Origin of the sequence: Pseudooceanicola marinus (assembly GCF_002786295.1) — a bacterium.
GTDB lineage: Bacteria > Pseudomonadota > Alphaproteobacteria > Rhodobacterales > Rhodobacteraceae > Pseudooceanicola > Pseudooceanicola marinus.
The window spans coordinates 308,880-325,409 of the sequence record NZ_PGTC01000010.1; the positions used below are offsets into that span (position 1 = coordinate 308,880).

At 68.2% G+C, this 16,530-nt stretch carries 14 protein-coding genes; 5 read left to right on the top strand and 9 right to left on the bottom strand.

Annotation, left to right across the window (positions count from 1 at the left end; all coding sequences use genetic code 11):
* Nucleotides 1-163: 163 nt before the first annotated feature.
* Entirely contained in the window at nt 164-1,213 is a 1,050-nt protein-coding gene (trpS, locus tag CVM50_RS05675) for a tryptophan--tRNA ligase (protein WP_085887940.1), read from the bottom strand.
* 113 nt (nt 1,214-1,326) lie between these two features.
* On the opposite strand from trpS, the gene CVM50_RS05680 reads away from it, so the two are divergent.
* Entirely contained in the window at nt 1,327-2,019 is a 693-nt protein-coding gene (locus tag CVM50_RS05680; protein WP_085887586.1) for a rhomboid family intramembrane serine protease, read from the top strand.
* Nucleotides 2,020-2,025: 6 nt separating this feature from the next.
* Here the strand turns inward: CVM50_RS05680 and CVM50_RS05685 are convergent, their stop codons facing one another.
* The 4 genes from CVM50_RS05685 to CVM50_RS05700 all read right to left on the bottom strand — a co-directional run bounded on the left by CVM50_RS05685 (nt 2,026) and on the right by CVM50_RS05700 (nt 9,281).
* On the bottom strand, nt 2,026-3,579 hold the full coding sequence (locus CVM50_RS05685) for a phospholipase D family protein (RefSeq protein WP_085887585.1): 1,554 nt from the start codon (nt 3,577-3,579) through the stop codon (nt 2,026-2,028).
* 57 nt (nt 3,580-3,636) lie between these two features.
* Nucleotides 3,637-5,187 (bottom strand): murein biosynthesis integral membrane protein MurJ, encoded by a 1,551-nt coding sequence (gene murJ, locus CVM50_RS05690; protein WP_085887584.1) that lies wholly within the window; start codon nt 5,185-5,187, stop codon nt 3,637-3,639.
* A complete protein-coding gene (locus tag CVM50_RS05695) occupies nt 5,184-7,946 on the bottom strand; it encodes a [protein-PII] uridylyltransferase (RefSeq protein WP_085887583.1) in 2,763 nt (920 codons plus the stop codon). Before CVM50_RS05695 ends, murJ begins: the two co-directional genes overlap by 4 nt.
* 81 nt (nt 7,947-8,027) lie before the next feature.
* Nucleotides 8,028-9,281 (bottom strand): penicillin-binding protein activator, encoded by a 1,254-nt coding sequence (locus CVM50_RS05700; RefSeq protein WP_085887582.1) that lies wholly within the window; start codon nt 9,279-9,281, stop codon nt 8,028-8,030.
* Nucleotides 9,282-9,388: 107 nt separating this feature from the next.
* Here CVM50_RS05700 and rsmI point away from each other — a divergent pair, with 107 nt between their 5' ends.
* The 3 genes from rsmI (at nt 9,389) to gshB (ending at nt 11,683) form a co-directional block, all read left to right on the top strand.
* On the top strand, nt 9,389-10,246 hold the full coding sequence (gene rsmI / locus CVM50_RS05705) for a 16S rRNA (cytidine(1402)-2'-O)-methyltransferase (RefSeq protein ID WP_085887581.1): 858 nt from the start codon (nt 9,389-9,391) through the stop codon (nt 10,244-10,246).
* A gap of 16 nt (nt 10,247-10,262) precedes the next feature.
* Nucleotides 10,263-10,667 (top strand): YraN family protein, encoded by a 405-nt coding sequence (locus CVM50_RS05710; RefSeq protein ID WP_232618168.1) that lies wholly within the window; start codon nt 10,263-10,265, stop codon nt 10,665-10,667.
* 80 nt (nt 10,668-10,747) lie between these two features.
* Nucleotides 10,748-11,683, top strand: coding sequence for a glutathione synthase (gene gshB / locus CVM50_RS05715; RefSeq protein ID WP_085887579.1), 936 nt, complete (start codon nt 10,748-10,750; stop codon nt 11,681-11,683).
* Nucleotides 11,684-11,808: 125 nt separating this feature from the next.
* On the opposite strand, the gene CVM50_RS05720 is transcribed toward gshB, so the two are convergent.
* The 4 genes from CVM50_RS05720 to CVM50_RS05735 form a co-directional block, all read right to left on the bottom strand.
* Entirely contained in the window at nt 11,809-13,317 is a 1,509-nt protein-coding gene (locus tag CVM50_RS05720; RefSeq protein ID WP_085887578.1) for a YifB family Mg chelatase-like AAA ATPase, read from the bottom strand.
* Between the two features lie 95 nt (nt 13,318-13,412).
* On the bottom strand, nt 13,413-14,288 hold the full coding sequence (locus CVM50_RS05725; RefSeq protein WP_085887577.1) for a glutathione S-transferase: 876 nt from the start codon (nt 14,286-14,288) through the stop codon (nt 13,413-13,415).
* A 76-nt stretch (nt 14,289-14,364) separates the two neighbouring features.
* Nucleotides 14,365-14,952, bottom strand: coding sequence for a histidine phosphatase family protein (locus CVM50_RS05730; protein ID WP_085887576.1), 588 nt, complete (start codon nt 14,950-14,952; stop codon nt 14,365-14,367).
* Nucleotides 14,949-15,464, bottom strand: coding sequence for a bifunctional adenosylcobinamide kinase/adenosylcobinamide-phosphate guanylyltransferase (locus tag CVM50_RS05735; protein WP_085887575.1), 516 nt, complete (start codon nt 15,462-15,464; stop codon nt 14,949-14,951). The genes CVM50_RS05730 and CVM50_RS05735 overlap by 4 nt, the downstream gene beginning before the upstream one ends.
* A 140-nt stretch (nt 15,465-15,604) precedes the next feature.
* On the opposite strand from CVM50_RS05735, the gene CVM50_RS05740 reads away from it, so the two are divergent.
* Nucleotides 15,605-16,465: an RNA polymerase factor sigma-32 gene (locus CVM50_RS05740; protein ID WP_198431865.1), complete on the top strand. Its 861-nt coding sequence runs from the start codon at nt 15,605-15,607 to the stop codon at nt 16,463-16,465.
* The last annotated feature ends 65 nt before the right edge of the window (nt 16,466-16,530 follow it).

Here is a 16,530-nt window from a genome sequence, read left to right on the forward strand (position 1 = left end):
GCCCCAGCGTTAACTCTTTAATGAAACACTTGAATGACGTCCGGGACACTTGCGCATGAAAATGCTGCACCCGCAGCCATTCCTGAGGCTGCGGGTGCGGCATTGCATCTAAAATGTGCAGCTTAAGAGTGTGAAACGCGCTGTCTGTTCGCCGGGGTCCCGGTCAGGAGCGGATCATGCCGACAAGCTCATAGGTGTCCTTCAGGATCGGTTCGGCGATTTCGCGGGCCTTTTCGGCGCCACGGCCGATGATCCGGTCGATCTCGTTGGGGGTCTCCATCAGCTGCGCCATGCGGGTCGAGATCGGCGCCAGCTTCTCCACCGCCAGCTCGCCCAGGGCGGGCTTGAACTCGGAGAACTGCCGACCGCCGAAATCGCGCAGTACGCTGTCCACGTCGGTGCCTGCCAGGGCGGCGTAGATCGTCACCAGGTTGCGCGCCTCCGCACGGCCTTCCAGGCCCTCGGCCTCGGAGGGAAGGGCCTCCGGGTCGGTCCGGGCCTTGCGGATCTTGTTGGCGATGGCGTCGGCGTCATCGGTCAGGTTGATGCGCGCCATGTCCGAGGGGTCGGATTTCGACATCTTCTTGGTGCCGTCGCGCAGCGACATGACCCGGGTCGCCGTGCCCTCGATCACCGGCTCGGTCAGCGGGAAAAAGTCCTGCCCGTAGTCGTGGTTGAACTTCGCCGCGATGTCGCGGGTCAGTTCGACGTGCTGCTTCTGGTCCTCGCCCACGGGGACATGGGTGGCGTGGTAGATCAGGATGTCGGCGGCCATCAGGGCGGGGTAGGCGAAGAGGCCGAGCGAGGCGTTCTGGCTGTTCTTGCCCGCCTTGTCCTTCCACTGGGTCATCCGCTGCATCCAGCCCATGCGGGCGACGCAGTTGAAGATCCAGGCCAGCTGCGCGTGTTCGGGCACCTGGGACTGGTTGAACAGGATCGATTTCTCCGGGTCGAGACCGGAGGCGATATAGGCGGCGGCCAGTTCGCGGGTCTGGCGGCGCAGCGCCGCGGGGTCCTGCCAGACGGTGATCGCATGCAGGTCGACCATGCAGAAGATGGTCTCGAACCCTTCCTTCAGGCCGCGGTCCTGCCAGTCCACGAAACGGCGCATGGCGCCCAGGTAGTTGCCCAGGGTCAGCCCGCCGGAGGGCTGGATCCCGGAAAACACCCGGTCCTGAAATTTCGTGGTCTGGGTCTCGGTCGCGTCGGACATCATCCGCACTCCTGTCAGCGGCGTCTGGAAAAATCGTCTGAGCTGGCTTACCCATGCCCCAATGGGGCGTCAACAGCAGGCAGCCCCGGGCAAGAGCAGCAAAGGACGCCCCCATGTACGACGACCGCCGCCCGGACGACAGCCCGGTCAATCCCGTTTCGCCGGTGATTGTGGTGATCTTCATCGCCATCATCGGGATCGAGGGGATCTTCTCGCTGGGCAATGTGGGGCTGATCGGCGGGCCGCAGTCCATCGGCTGGCGCCTGGGCGCGCTGCAGGACTACGCCTTCTCGCCGGCCTTCCTGGACTACATGCTGGCCACGGGGGACGCGGCGCCGCAGCTGCTGATGCGCTTCGTCACCTATCCGTTCATCCACGGGTCGTTCCAGTCGGCGCTGATCGCCGGGGTGATGTTCCTGGCCCTGGGCAAGTTCGTGGGCGAGGCGATGAAACCCCTCGGGCTGGCGATCCTGTTCCTGGCGACCGTCATCGGCGGCGCTCTGGTCTTCGGCCTGGTGGCACCCGACACAGAGCCGCTTTTTGGGGCCTTCCCGGCGGCCTACGGGATGATCGGCGCCTACAGCTACATGCTGGCGATCTATTACCGCGCCGTCGGGCAGAACCAGGTCATGGCCTTCCGCCTGATCGGCATCCTGATGGGGATCCAGCTGCTCTTCGGGCTGTTTTTCGAAACCGGCATGGCCTGGGTGGCCGACATCACGGCCTTTGTCCTGGGCTTCGCCCTTGCGCCGGTGCTGCTACCCGGCGGCTTTGCCCGTCTGCGGGCCAAACTGCGCCACCGCTGAGCGGCGTCAGAACATCTCGGGCGGCAGCACGGGCAGGAACCGGGCGAGGCGGCGGTTGCGCCGTTCCGGCCAGGGCAGGATATGGGCGCTGCGCGCCTCCGGGTCGCGCCCTGCCTCTGCATGGGCCAGCGCGGTCCAGTCGGCGGCGCTGTGGGAATCCATCTCCGCCATGTGATCCTGCAGCCAGCTTTTCATCAGCCGTTTGCGCAGGGCCCTGATATCGGCGCTGTCGTGGAATTGCAGCGACGCCTCGGTATCCCATCGCATCGACCGCCCGTTGAGGTTGGCAGAGCCCAGGATCGCCAGCTTGTCATCCACCAGCGTCACCTTGGAATGCAGATAGATCACCCCGGCGCCGTAGAGCGGTTTCGGCGTGTGGCGCGGGGCCGGGCGGGGCTGGGCCGGGGCGACGACCGCCAGCCGGTCGCCGAAGGCGCGGCGGACGTGGTTCAGGCAGCGCAGTTGCAGGGCCAGTTCGTGCCGGGCGTCGATGCTGGTGTCGCCGTTGAAGATCACCCGCTCCGGTTCCGTCGGCAGCACCAGGATGCAGTTCAGTCGCGGCGCCCGTTCGGCGGCGCGGGCCAAGGCACGGGCCAGGGGCATGTGGCGGAAGAACTGGCTTTCCAGATAGATCAGCTTCTCGGCGCTGTCGAAGGCCGCAAGATGCGCCTCTTCATGTTCGGTGATCGCCGGTTTCGGGCCAAGGCGCAGCGGTCCGCGACGGGGGTGCGACTGGGTGCGCAACAGGCGCGGGCCCAAGGCGCTCATGTGCTTGTCGGGCAGGGGAGCGGTGCTTTCGACCGGGCTTGCCTCGGCGGCAAAGCTGGCGGCGCCGGCCTTCTGCGCGCGGCTCCAGCAATCGGCGAAGTGGCGGCGGATGTCGCCGGCCACGGCGCCGCAGACCCGCAGCGACACGTCGTGCCAGGTGTCCTCGGCGCGTTGTTCATGGGCTTCGTCGTCCCAGCGGCGTTCGTCCACGTCCAGCCCGCCGATGATCGCCTTCCGCCCGTCCGCCACCGCCAGTTTCTGGTGCAGCGAGGCCGGGCGCAGGGTGACGTCCCCCGATAGCGCCCGCAGTTGCAGCGGGGTCAGCCGTTCCGGGTTGCGCCGGCGCAGATCCTCCACCGAGGCCCGCACGCGTCTGCCGAAGATGCGCTTCCACACAGGCGCGGCACTGGCCTGGTGCTGTGCCACCAGAACCTCGGCGCCGTGGAATTCCGCCGAACCGCCCTGCAGGGGACGGTTCAGCAGCCCGGCGGCGAACCCCGCGCCGGCATCCCAGGCGTCCCGGTGCAGCTCGGGGGTGAACACCGGGTCGAAATCGGCGATCAGCAGCCGCATCTTCACCCCCCGCGCGGCAACATGCGCCACCAGGTCGGCCCAGGTCTTCAGCTCCAGCGCCTCGGCCTCTGCGCTGTGCAGGCGGGTGCGCGGATCAAAGATGCGGAACGACATCAGGACCTCGCTCGTTGCCTGCAGGCAAAGCGTTTCCAGCGCGGGAAACATTTCGGCTGCGGTGACGAGCGGGATCAGATCCTTCTGATGGCTATCTTTGGGCATGGGCTCCTGGGGGGCTGGCGACGTTCCGGACTCAACGCCGCCCGAAGCCCGAGGGTTTCAGCCTGATTTGCGGCGTTTCACCGCGCCGGTGAAATCCGACAGCCGGAAGGCGCCGATCAGCGGTCCGGCGCCGAAGTAGACGGCGCAGCCGATGGCGATCAGCAGGGCCAGGGCGGGGTAGCGGATGTAATCCGCCGACAGCCAGGGCGCCAGCAGCAGTTTCGCCGGCCAGAGCGCCGCGCCCATGATCAGCGAGGCGAGGAAGATGCGGGGCGCGCGGCGGCGGAACCGGTCGTCGAAGCGGGCGACCTCTCCCATGCGGCCGGTTCCGGCGACCAGTGCCGCCAGCATCACCCAGCCCGCCAGCGTGGTCGCCAGGGCGCAGGCGATCCAGCCGATCACCGGCGCCAGTCCGATGGCCACAGCCGCGTTGGCGACCATCGCCAGCAGGGCGTAGTTGAAGGGCCGCCGTGTATCCTCGCGCGCGAAGTAGAGCGGTTGCAGAACCTTCTGCAGCACGAAGGCCGGCAGGCCCGCGCCGTAGACCGCCACGGCCAGGGCGATGGCCGCGCTGTCCTCGGGGCGTGCCGCGCCGCGCTCGAACAGGACCGATACGATGGGCCGCGGGATCACCACCAGCGCCACGGCGCAGGGCAGGGTCAGGGCCAGCGCCAGCTCGCCCGCGCGGCTCAGCGCGTTGCGCGAGCCTGCGGCATCCTCGGCCTTCAGGCGGCGCGACAGGTCGGGCAGCAGGACGATGCCGATGGCGATACCCACCACGCCGAGCGGCAGCTGGTAGAGACGGTCGGCGGTGAACAGCCAGCCAACGGCCCGGTCGAAGTAGGAAGCCACCTGCTGACCCACCAGCAGGTTCACCTGCACCACGCCGCCGGCGAGGGCGGCGGGGATGGCGATGCGAACCAGCCGTTTCAGGTCCGGCGTCAGCCGGGGCCAGGCGGGCCGCACATGGAAGCCAGCCCGCGCCGCGGCGATCCACAGCAGGGCCAGCTGCGCCACGCCCGCGACCGGGATCGCCCAGACCAGCGCATAGCCCAGTTCCAGCCCCAGGGGCTCGGCCAGCAGGGCGGTGCCGACAAACAGCACGTTCAGCAGAACCGGCGCGGCGGCCGCAGCGGCAAAGCGCCCGGCGGCGTTCAGCACCCCCGACAGCAGGGCTGCCAGCGAGATGAACAGGATGTAGGGGAAGGCAATGCGCCCGAAGGCCACCGCCAGCGGATATTGTTCATCGCCCGCAAATCCCGAGGCGAGCCCGAGGATCAGCCAGGGCATGGCCACCTGCGCCAGCACCGTCAGTGCGATCAGCAGCGTGGCGAGGCCCGCGAAGGCCTCGTTCATGAACCTCTGCGGGCCGTCGTCGGCCTCCAGCTTCTTCGAGAAGATGGGCACGAAGGCCATGTTGAACGCCCCTTCGGCAAAGAAGCGGCGGAACATGTTGGGCAGGCGGAAGGCCACGACGAAGGCCTCGTAGACCGGGCCGGTGCCCAGCACGGCCAGGATGATGATGTCGCGGGCCAGGCCCAGCACGCGGCTGAGCATGGTCCACAGTCCCACGGTGAAGACGCCGGAGACCAGGCGGATGGGATTCACGCGCGCGCCCTTTCCTGACCGGCGGCGATCGCCTCACGCAGCTTCGCCTCCAGCGCCTTCTGTTTCGAGGCGGAGAAGAGTTTCAGCCCGAACATGTCCTTCACGTAGAAGGTGTCGACGACCTGCTCGCCGTAGGTGGCGATCACGGCCGAGGAGATCTGCACGTTGGCCGTCGCCAGCGTCCGCGTCAGGTCATAGAGCAGCCCGACACGGTCGCGGGTGTCGACCTCGATGATCGTGTAGATCTCGGACCCCTCGTTGTCGAAGGCGACGGAGGTGGCGACCTTGAAGGCACGCTCGCGTTTCTTGATCCGGTCGCGGTCCACCATCGCCTCGCGGGCGACCAGTTCGCCGCGCAGGATCTTGTGGATCATCTGGGTCAGCCGCGGCAGGCGCGAGGCCTCGTAGGGGCTGCCCTCGGCATCCTGCACCCAGAAGGCGGCGGTGGCATAGCCGTCGACCGTCGTGTAGGTTCGCGCGTCCACCACGTTGGCGCCGACCAGGGCCAGCGCGCCGGACAGCCGGGCGAAGATGCCCGGGTGATCGGCCATGGCGAAAAGCGCGCGGGTCGCGTCCCGGTCCTCGTCCGCATGCAGGTCGATGCGGATCTCGTCCACCGGCAGATCGCGCAGCATCTCGGCAAAGGCGGCCTGGGTCGCGGTCTGCAACCCCTGCCAGTAGGGCGGGTAATGGCGCGCCAGCTCGCGGTCGACGTCCTCCTGGCTCCAGCCGTCCAGCTTCTCCACCAGCATCCGCTGGGCTTCCTGGCCACGGTGGGTGCGGTTGAGTTCTTCCAACCCGGTTTCCAGGGCGCGGCGGGTCTGGTGATAGAGGGTGCGCAGCAGCTGCGCCTTCCAGTTGTTCCAGGTGCCGGGGCCGACGCCGCGGATGTCGCAGACGGTCAGCACCGTCAGCAGGTCCAGCCGGTCGCGCGAGCGTACGGCCTTGGCGAAATCGCGCACCGTGCGCGGGTCGGCCAAGTCGCGTTTCTGCGCCATGTCCGACATCAGCAGGTGATAGCGCACCAGCCATTCCACGGTGTCGCATTCCTCGGGCGTCAACCCGAGGCGTGGGGCGACCTTGCGGGCGATCTTGGCGCCCAGCACCGCGTGATCCTCCTCGCGGCCCTTGCCGATGTCATGCAGCAGCAGCGCCACGTAAAGGACGCGGCGGTTCACCCCTTCGGCCAGGATGGTGGAGGCGACAGGCAGTTCCTCCTCCAGATCGCCATGTTCGATCAGCGCCAGGTGGCGGATACATTGGATGGTGTGTTCGTCCACCGTGTAGTGGTGGTACATGTTGAACTGCATCATCGCGACGATCTGCCCGAACTCGGGCAGGAAGGTGCCCAGCAGGCCCAGTTCGTTCATCCGGCGCAGGGCGCGTTCAGGGTTGCCGTGCTTCAGGAGGGTCCCGAGGAAGATCTTCGCCGCCTCCGGGTCCTCGCGCATCTGGTCGTCGATCCTGTCGAGGTTCGCGTGCACCATCCGCATCGCATCGGCATGCAGCAGCATCCCCGTGCGCAGCCCCTCGTCGAAAAGACGCAGCAGGTTCAGCTTGTCCTGCAGGAAATGCGCCTCGTCCTTCACTGCCAGGCGGCCGTGCACCACCTTGTAGTCCGAGCCGATCTTGGGCTTGCGGCGGAACACCCGTTCCAGCATCGCGTCGCCCTTGACGTTCTCGGCCTCCAGCTGGGTCAGGAAGATGCGGGTCAACTCGCCGACCGAGTTGGCGTGGCGGAAGTAGGCCTGCATGAAATGCTCGACCCCGCGGCGCCCGCCCTTGTCCTTGTATCCCATGCGCTCGGCCACCTGGACCTGCATGTCGAAGGTCAGCTGGTCCTGCGGCCGTCCGGCCAGAAGGTGTAGGTGACAGCGCACCGCCCAGAGGAAATCCTCGGCCTTGTGGAAGGTGGCATATTCGTCGCGGGTGAAGACGCCCAGGCGGACCAGCTCGGCCACCGACTGCACCCCATGGACGTATTTGCCGATCCAGTAGAGGGATTGCAGATCGCGCAGCCCGCCCTTGCCTTCTTTCACGTTGGGCTCGACCACGTAGCGCTGGCCGCCCTGTTTCTGGTGGCGGTTGAACCGCTCTTCCAGCTTGGCCTCGATGAAGTCCTTCTCGGTGCCCTTGAAGAGATCCGACCACAGCTTTTCGTTCAGCTGATCCACCAGCGGCGCGTCGCCCGCCAGGAACCGGGTTTCCATCAGCGAGGTGCGGATGGTGTAGTCCTCGCCGCCCAGCTTCAGGCATTCGCGGATGGTGCGGCTGGCGTGGCCGACCTTCAGGTGCAGGTCCCACATGACATAGAGCATCGCCTCGATCAGCGCCTCCAGCGCGGGGGTGATGCGGGACTTGGTCAGGAACAGCAGATCGACGTCGGAGAAGGGGGCCATCTCGCCCCGGCCATAGCCGCCGACGGCGCAGATGGCGAAATCGCCCAGGGCCTCTCGCTGGTCCTCGGTCAGGCTGGCGCGGCCCTGCTCCAGCACCTCGCGGATGATGCAATCGGTGACGAAGGTATAGGCGCGGGTGGTCTTGCGGGCGGCGAAGGGATCGGCGGCGAAGGCTTCGGCGATCCGCTCCATCCCTTCGGTCCGGGCGCTGTTCAGTCGGGCGACGACCGCGGCGCGGGCCCTGGCCGGATCGCCCTCGTCGCGGCGAATGGCCTCCAACTCGCGCCGCAGGGCGGCAGGGTCCAGAATGTCCTCAGCCGGACGAATGAGATCGTCCGGCAGCGAAAGCGAAATGTCCATGTGGCGTCCGTTCCGGAAGCAAAAGGCCCGCCCCCGGCACAGTGGGGCCAGGGGCGGGCGGTATGGGGCCCAGGTGGCGGATCAGAAGCCGCCGCCGGAGAAGCTGCGCGGGGCGGGATCGACCACCACGACCTGGCGGTCCTGGATCGTCGCCACGGCCAGGCCGCGTTCGTTGGTGCCATCCCGCAGCAGGCGGAAGACGCCGCCGACCCCCTGGAAGCCGGAGCCCTGCGTCAGGCCCGACACCGACAGCGCGTCGGACCGGCCCTGGCGGACCAGGGCGCCGATGGCCGCAATGCCGTCGAAGGCCAGACCACCGATCGGATGCGGCGAGGCGCCGTAGGCCGCGGTGTAGCGGGCGTTGAACTGCGCGGTCAGGCCGGGATCGGGCAGGGCGAACCAGCCGCCCTGGACGCCCGGCAGATCCAGAGTCTGGGGCGGGATGTCCCAACGGGTCAGGCCGATGTACTGCACCTTGTCCGGGCCCAGGCCGTTTTCCGGCAGCATCTGGGTGAAGAGCGGCAGCGCACCGGCGGTATTCGCGGTCAGGAAGATCGCATCGGCGTTGCCTCCGTCCCGCCCGGCGGCGTTACGGACCTGCGGCACGGCGTCCAGCACGCCGGTCTGCGAGAACTCGTAAGGCACCGAAGCCACGACCGAAGCGCCGTTGCGCGCGGCTGCCGCCTGCACGGCGCTGGCGCCGGCACGGCCCTCGGGCGTCTGGCCCGAAACCAGCACGATGCGCGACTTGCCCTTGCTCACCGCGTAGCGGGTCAGCCGGTCGGCGGTGTTCTGGAACGTCGGGCCGAGGACGAAGACATTGCCGCCCGCGATCTCGGGGTTGTTGGAGAAGGCCAGCACGTTGACCCCGCGCGATGCGGCGACGCGCCCGGCGGCATTGGCATTGGCGGCATAGACCGGGCCCAGGATGATCTTGGCGCCGTCGCTGATCGCCTGGCCGGTGACCGAGGCGGTGACGTCCGCACTGCCCTTGGTGTCGTAGACGCGCAGGTCGATCTGCACGCCGTTCAGCTCCGACGCGGCCATGCGGGCGGCGTTCTCCAAGCTGGCGGCCAGGATCGCGTCGCCTTGATCGCCAGAACCGCGCGGCACCAGCAGGGCCACGGGCACGGGGCGATCGGTGTTGATGCTGGGGCCGGAATTGCCGCCCATCGAGACCGGCTGACAGGCCGCGGCAAGGGCGACGGCCGGCAGGGCCAGCACCAGGCTGCGGCGGCCACCGCGCGGAGCGGCCTGTTTCGCCGGGACGGGGGTGGTGTGGGGCCGGGTCTGTCCGGTCAGTGCCTTGCGGGCGGCGCTCAAAAGAGCGAACATGGGGATCTCCTCGGGTCCAGGCGGCCCCAGACCGCCCCTTGGGCGCAGATCTGCGGCGGAAAGTCGTTCAGCCGAAATAATAAACCTATCGTTCAGAGGGTCCAGTAATGAATGCCGAAAGCGTGAAACTGGCGGCGGGTCTCTACCTGGTGGCCGTGCCGATCGGGACCGCGCGGGATATCACCCTGCGGGCGCTGGACATCCTGGCCTCGGCCGATGTGCTGGCCGCCGAAGACACCCGGTCGCTGCGAAAGCTGATGGACATCCACGGCATCCCGCTGGGCAATCGTCCGCTGGTCGCCTACCACGACCACAGCGGCGAGAAGACCCGGGCGCGACTGCTCGCGGCGATCGCGGAGGGCAAGGCGGTCGCCTATGCCTCCGAGGCGGGCACGCCGCTGATCGCCGACCCGGGCTATGACCTGGCGCATGTGGCCCGCGACGAAGGGCTGGCGGTGACCGCGGCGCCTGGCGCCTCGGCGGTGATCACCGCGCTGACGCTGGCGGGGCTGCCGACTGATCGGTTCCTCTTCGCGGGGTTCCTGCCCTCGGCCCAGGGCGCGCGGCGCAGCACGCTGATGGATCTGCGAGCCACCCGGGCCACGCTGGTCTTCTACGAATCCCCCAATCGCGTGGCGGCCTCCCTGGCTGATGCCGCCGAAGTGCTGGGTCCCGAGCGGCAGGGGGCGCTGTGTCGCGAACTGACCAAGCGGTTCGAGGAAGTGCGGCGTGGGACGCTGGCCGAGCTGGCGGCCAGTTGCGCAACCGATCCGCCCCGGGGCGAGATCGTTTTGCTGATGGATCGCGGAGATTCAGAAACTCTTAGCGAGTCGGACCTAGAAACGACATTGAGCGCGGCATTGAAGGACCTTTCGGTACGCGATGCGGCGGACCAGGTGGCGGCGCAGTTCGATCTGCCGCGGCGCAAGGTCTACCAGATGGCGCTGAAGATGGCGAAGGGCTGACAGGGCGGCCCGACAGGTGAAAGGGCTGATCATGGCAGAGGTGCTGGAGTTTCGAAATCCGCGGATCGAGCGGGGGCATCAGGCCTACCTGCGCGGCCTTTCCGCCGAAGACTGCGCGCTGCGCCACTATCGCGATCGGGGCGCGCGGTTCGAGGCGGCCCGCTGGCGTGGCGCCGGGGCCGAGATCGACCTGGTGCTGCGCGAAGGGGCGCGACTGGTTTTCGTCGAAGTGAAGGCGGGCAAGACCTTCGATCACGCGGCGCAACGGGTGAACTGGGCGCAGCTGCACCGCATCATGCGCGCGGCCGAGGTCTACGCCGGCCAGCATGGCGGCGCCTTCGTCGAAATGCGCATCGACGTGGCCCTGGTCGACGGGCAGGGCGCGGTTCAGATCCTCGAAAATGTGAGCATGGCGGCCTGACCGGCGGGCACAGCCCCCATTGCGGACCGGGCCGGGATGGGCCATCACCGTTCGGGTGATATCCAGCGGAGGCCCGAAAGATGAAGATCGCGTTCCAGATGGACCCCGTCGGGGCCGTCGACATTGCTGCCGACAGCACCTTCCGCCTGGCCGAGGAGGCGCAGGCCCGAGGGCACGAGCTTTTCTACTACACCCCCGAACATCTGTCCTTCCAGGAAGGTCGCGTCATGGCACGCGGCCAGGCGATGACCGTGCAGCGCGTTCAGGGTAATCATGCGCAGCTTGGGCCGGAAGAGGAGGTCGACCTGTCGACCTTCGACGTGGTCTGGTTGCGCCAGGATCCGCCCTTCGACATGTTCTACATCACGACCACGCATCTGTTGCAGCGGATTCATCCGAAAACGCTGGTGGTCAACGATCCCTTCTGGGTGCGCAACTTCCCCGAGAAGCTGCTAGTGCTCGATTTCCCCGGCCTGACGCCGCCCACCACCATCGCCCGCGACCTGGCCACGATCCGCGCCTTCAAGGAAAAGCACGGCGATATCATTCTGAAGCCGCTCTACGGCAACGGGGGCGCCGGGGTCTTCCGGCTGACCGCCGACGACCGCAACCTGTCCTCCCTGCATGAGCTGTTTACCGGCTTCTCACGCGAGCCGCTGATCGTGCAGAAATACCTCCCGGCCGTGTCCAAGGGCGACAAGAGGGTGATCCTGGTCGATGGCGGACCCGTCGGCGCCATCAACCGCGTGCCGGCCGCCGGCGAGACCCGCTCGAACATGCATGTTGGCGGCCGCCCCGAGAAGGTCGGCCTGACCGAGCGTGACCTGGAAATCTGCGCCGCCATTGGCCCGACCCTGCGCGAGAAGGGCCAGGTCTTCGTCGGCATTGACGTGATCGGCGATTGGCTGACCGAGATCAACGTGACCTCTCCCACCGGCATCCAGGAGTTGGAGCGCTTCGACGGCACCAATATCGCCGGCAAGATCTGGGAGGCGATCGAGGCGAAGCGCGCCTGATCGCAGGGGGCGGGCCAGTCGGCCCGCCACGCGTCCCGGACCTCTGCCACAGGTCGCCCGCCTTTCCGTCTCGCGACCGGTCCTGGCAGACCGGTGGCCGGCGGATACAGACCGGCGTCAGCGGGTCAGCCCGCCATTCCCGGTACCCGGTAGGCCAGTGCCTCTGCCAGATGGGGACGGCGCACGGCCTCCGCGCCGTCCAGGTCCGCGATGCTGCGGGCCACCCGCAGCACCCGGTGATAGCCCCGCGCAGACAGGCCGAACCGTTCGGCCGCGCGCATCAACAGCTCGCGCCCTTCGGCATCCGGCGCGGCCACCTCGTCCAGCATCTCACCTGACAGATCGGCGTTCAGGGCAATGCCCGTCGCCCCGTCGTATCGCCTGGCCTGGAGACGCCGGGCGGTCAGTACCCGGTCGCGGATCGCGGCCGAACTTTCGCCGGTCGCCGGCAGATCCAGCTGCCGATAGTCCACCGCCGGCACCTCAAGCCGCAGATCGAACCGGTCCATCAGGGGGCCGGAAATCTTGCCCAGATACTTCTCCGAACATTTCGGCGCCTTGGAGCAGGCTCGGCCCGCATCGTGCAGGTAGCCGCAGCGACAGGGATTGGCGGCCGCAATCAGCAGGAAGCGGCAGGGATAGCGCACATGGGCATTGGCGCGCGACACGGTGACCTCGCCCGTTTCCATCGGCTGTCGCAGGGTGTCGAGGACGGCGGGCGCGAATTCCGGCATCTCGTCGAGGAACAGCACCCCGTTGTGCGCCAGGCTGATCTCGCCCGGCTGGGCGCCGCGCCCGCCGCCGACGATGGCGGCGGTGGAGGCGGTGTGATGGGGCTCCATGAAGGGCGGTGAACAGCTGAGCCCGCCGCCGTCCAAGAGCCCGGCCAGCGAATGGATGATCGAGGTTTCCAGCGCCTCGCGCGGGGCGAGGTCCGGCAGGAGGCCCGGCATCCTTTTGGCCAGCATGGATTTTCCCGCACCGGGCGGGCCGAGAAGCAGGATGTGGTGGCGCCCCGCGGCGGCAATCTCCAGGGCGCGCTTGGCCTTTTCCTGGCCGCGCACGTCACGCAGGTCGGGCGGCACGAGGCCGCGCGTCACGGTGCCGGCCTCGGCCTGGGGCAGGGGGGCCTGTCCCGTCAGATGGCGCACCAGGTCGCCCAGGGTGCCGGCGCCGATGACGCGCGTGGCCTCGCTCCAGGCCGCTTCGGCCGCAGAATCGGCGGCGCAGAGCAGGCCGCGCCCCTCGTCCGCCGCGCAGATGGCCGCGGGAAGGGCGCCGGCCACCGGGATCAGCTTGCCGTCCAGCGACAGCTCCCCAAGGGCCGCGTGTTCCTCCGCCGCCTCGGGGGGCACGACCTTCAACGCCGCGAGGATCGCCAGCGCAATGGGCAGGTCGTAGTGGCTGCCCGCCTTGGGCATGTCGGCGGGCGATAGGTTTATGGTGATCCGCTGCGAAGGCAGGGCGATGCGCATTGTGGCCAGGGCAGCGCGGACCCTTTCGCGCGCCTCTGACACCGCCTTGTCCGGCAGGCCGACGATGGAAAAGCCGGGCACCCCGGGCGACAGTGCGCATTGCACCTCGACCGGGGCAGCCTCGGCGCCGTGGAAGGCGACGGTATAAGTCCTGAGCATCCTGCGATCCCCCGCTTTGGCCGGATGGCCGAAACCATGGTTAACGGGGCAGGTCTTAGGACTTGGTTAACGCCTTCCGGGCGCGTCCGTGGCCGTCAGCCCAGCAGGGCGGCCACCTCCGGCCAGGCCAGGGCATCGTTGACGGTCTTGTCCCGGCAGGTGGGGTTGCAGAAGCCCAGGATGCGGCCGTCGATCTCCGCCAGGTCGGTGATGGCGCGACCGGAGAAGGGACAGGTTGCGTTGACGGGCATGCCTGCCTCGATCGCGCGGGCCGGCAAGGGGGCAGGTCCGGGCCAGGGGCCGCGCGGCAGGTCCGAGGGGTAGGGATCGCGCTCGACCACCTCGGTCAGGGCCAGCGCGCGCCAGCGGCGGAGCGAAGGGTGCGCCAGCATGGCGGTGGTATAGGCCGCCAGCCGGTCGGAGACGGGCAGGCCGTAGCCCGCGATGCGCAGGGCCACCGGCGCATAGAAGGTATCGGCCAGGGTCCAGTCGCCGAAGATCCAGGGGCCTTCGGTGCTGCGCTGCGTCTCGGCATGGGCAAAGAGCTCATCCAACCGGGCCAGATCGGCGGCGACCGCGTCACTGACCTCGAAACCCTTGTATTGCCCCAAAAGTTGCATCGGGCAGGCCCCGCGCAGGGCGGTGAAGCCCGCGTGCATCTCGGCCACCAGCCCGCGTGCGGCGGTACGGGCCGCGGGCGCGGCGGGCCAGAGCCCGGCGTCGGGATGGGCCTCGGCCAGGTGTTCGGCCATCGCCAGCGTCTCGCCCAGCACATGGCCCTTGGGCGTGCGCATCACCGGCAACAGCCGCGCCGGCGCCAGGCCGTTTTCGGCCAGCTGCTGTGCCACGTTGCCGCCGTAGAGGTCGATCATGCGGGTCTTGACCGGCAGGCCGAATGGTTCGAACATCAACCAGCCGCGCAGCGACCAGCTGGAATAGGTGCGGGCACCGATGAATAGCTCGTAGGGCATGGGGATCTCCGCTGTTGTGCGGACAGCCTAGTGTCGAATTCGTATCACAAAAAATGATATTTTGAGCGCAAATCCATCATGGATTGTGATTTATCTTCGCGACCCGCGCGCCCTCTGGCCGACCGCCGGGGCCGTAGTCGATATGGGTCACCGACAGCGGTTCGACCCGATGGCGCAGCACGTCGCGCGGGGCCTCGCCGCCGTGACGGGCGACCTGGCCCAGGATCACGGCGAAATGGCAGACCACGATCAGGTCGCCGCCCTCCCGCATCAACGCGTCCAGAGCGACGGAGGCCCGTGCAGCCATGGCGTTCCAGCTTTCGCCGCCGGGCGGTGCCACCTCGCCGGGGTCGGTCCAGTAGGCGCGGGACAGCTCGGGGTCGCGGGCCTCGATCTCCGGGGCGGTCAGCATTTCCCAGTCGCCGAAATGGATCTCCCGCAGGGCGGGGTGGTCGGGCAGGCGCCTGCGGCCCGGCCCGGCCAGGGCATCGGCGGTCGCCCGCGTGCGTGTCAGATCGGAGGAAACCAGCCGAGCCTCGCGGGGCAGGAACTCGGACAGCGCGGCAATCCGCCGATGGTCGCTGAGGTCGGCGGGCAGGTCGGACCAGCCGACCATGCACTTCGCATGGGTCGGCCCGTGGCGGACGAGGAGCAGCCGGCTCATGGCAGCTGCCCCTTCAGGACGTTGGGCAGACCGGCCACCACTTGCACCACGCAATCGGCCTCGCGGGCCAGCGCGATGTTCAGCCGCCCCTGCGCCTCGCGGAAGCGGCGGGTCAGCGCGTCGGCAGGCACGATGCCCTGACCCAGCTCGTTGGTGACCGTGACGACCGGGGCCGGGCAGGTGGCCAGCGCGGCCAGCAGGCCGGCCTGGGCCTTGTCCAGGTCGGCCCCGGAAAAGAGCTGATTGCTCAACCACATGGTCGCGCAATCGAAGAGGACGGGGACCTGTGCCGCCGCCAGCGCCGGCGCCGGATCCAGCGGCGCCTCGACCACCTGCCAGCCCGCGCCGCGCCGCGCGGCATGGGCCGCGATCTTCGCCTCCATCTCCGCATCCTGGGCCTCGGCGCTGGCGAGATAGAGCCGTTCAGGCCCCAGGCCGCAGACCAGCGCTTCGGCAAATTCCGACTTCCCGGAGGCTGCGCCGCCGATCACAAGGATCCGTCGTGCCGACATTTTTCTGCCTCCGTTTTGGAACCGAAAGGGGGTTCCGCGCGTATAGCTTGCGAAAGAGCCGAGTCAAAGAGGCGGCCAAAGGGCGCGCACCGCGCACCCCGCCAAACCGACAGAGGGGACTGAACGTGCAGACCGAAACGATGACGATGCCGCTTTCGCGGGTGGCGATGAAGGCGGAACTTCTGGACGCCGAAACCGAGCTGGAACTGGCCTACGCCTGGCGCGACAAGCGCGACACCGCAGCCCTTCACCGTCTGGTGACCGCCTACATGCGACTGGCCATTTCGATGGCCTCGAAATACCGCCGCTACGGCGCTCCGATGAACGACCTGATCCAGGAAGCGGGGCTGGGCCTGATGAAGGCGGCAGACAAGTTTGACCCCGATCGCGGTGTGCGCTTTTCCACCTATGCGGTCTGGTGGATCAAGGCCTCGATCCAAGACTACGTGATGCGCAATTGGTCCATGGTGCGCACGGGCTCCACTTCCTCCCAGAAATCCCTGTTCTTCAACATGCGCCGTGTCCAGGCCCGTCTGGAACGCGAAGCCCTGGCGCGTGGTGAGGAGATCGACATGCACCAGCTGCGCCAGCTGATCGCGACCGAGGTCGGCGTGCCGCTGCGCGATGTCGAGATGATGGAAGGCCGCCTGTCGGGCTCCGACTTCTCGCTGAATGCGACCCAAAGTGCCGATGAAGAGGGGCGCGAATGGATCGACACCATCGAGGATGACGGCGCCGGCGCCGAGGATTTGGTCGCCGAAAGCCATGACCTGTCGGCCCTGCGCCGCTGGCTGGCGGGCGCCATGTCGAAGCTGAACGACCGCGAGCGTCACATCGTCGCCGAGCGCAAGCTGCGCGACACCCCCCGCACGCTGGAAAGCCTGGGCCAGGAGCTGGGCCTGTCGAAGGAACGCGTGCGCCAGCTGGAGGCCGCAGCCTTCACCAAGATGCGCAAGAGCCTGGAAGGCGCATCGAGCGAGGCGCAGGCCCTGCTGCACTGAGCCGCGCGGGCCTCACGGGCCAGGACAGAACCGACATTTCAGAGGCGGGCGTTTCCGGGTGGGGC

What these genes read in the sequence shown, in the direction of transcription:
- trpS (WP_085887940.1), bottom strand. Translation starts at nt 1,213, where the DNA reads ATGTCCGACGCGACCGAGACCCAGACCACGAAATTTCAGGACCGGGTG.
- CVM50_RS05680 (WP_085887586.1), top strand. Translation starts at nt 1,327, where the DNA reads ATGTACGACGACCGCCGCCCGGACGACAGCCCGGTCAATCCCGTTTCG.
- CVM50_RS05685 (WP_085887585.1), bottom strand. Translation starts at nt 3,579, where the DNA reads ATGCCCAAAGATAGCCATCAGAAGGATCTGATCCCGCTCGTCACCGCA.
- CVM50_RS05695 (WP_085887583.1), bottom strand. Translation starts at nt 7,946, where the DNA reads ATGGACATTTCGCTTTCGCTGCCGGACGATCTCATTCGTCCGGCTGAG.
- CVM50_RS05700 (WP_085887582.1), bottom strand. Translation starts at nt 9,281, where the DNA reads ATGTTCGCTCTTTTGAGCGCCGCCCGCAAGGCACTGACCGGACAGACC.
- rsmI (WP_085887581.1), top strand. Translation starts at nt 9,389, where the DNA reads ATGAATGCCGAAAGCGTGAAACTGGCGGCGGGTCTCTACCTGGTGGCC.
- gshB (WP_085887579.1), top strand. Translation starts at nt 10,748, where the DNA reads ATGAAGATCGCGTTCCAGATGGACCCCGTCGGGGCCGTCGACATTGCT.
- CVM50_RS05720 (WP_085887578.1), bottom strand. Translation starts at nt 13,317, where the DNA reads ATGCTCAGGACTTATACCGTCGCCTTCCACGGCGCCGAGGCTGCCCCG.
- CVM50_RS05725 (WP_085887577.1), bottom strand. Translation starts at nt 14,288, where the DNA reads ATGCCCTACGAGCTATTCATCGGTGCCCGCACCTATTCCAGCTGGTCG.
- CVM50_RS05730 (WP_085887576.1), bottom strand. Translation starts at nt 14,952, where the DNA reads ATGAGCCGGCTGCTCCTCGTCCGCCACGGGCCGACCCATGCGAAGTGC.
- CVM50_RS05735 (WP_085887575.1), bottom strand. Translation starts at nt 15,464, where the DNA reads ATGTCGGCACGACGGATCCTTGTGATCGGCGGCGCAGCCTCCGGGAAG.
- CVM50_RS05740 (WP_198431865.1), top strand. Translation starts at nt 15,605, where the DNA reads ATGACGATGCCGCTTTCGCGGGTGGCGATGAAGGCGGAACTTCTGGAC.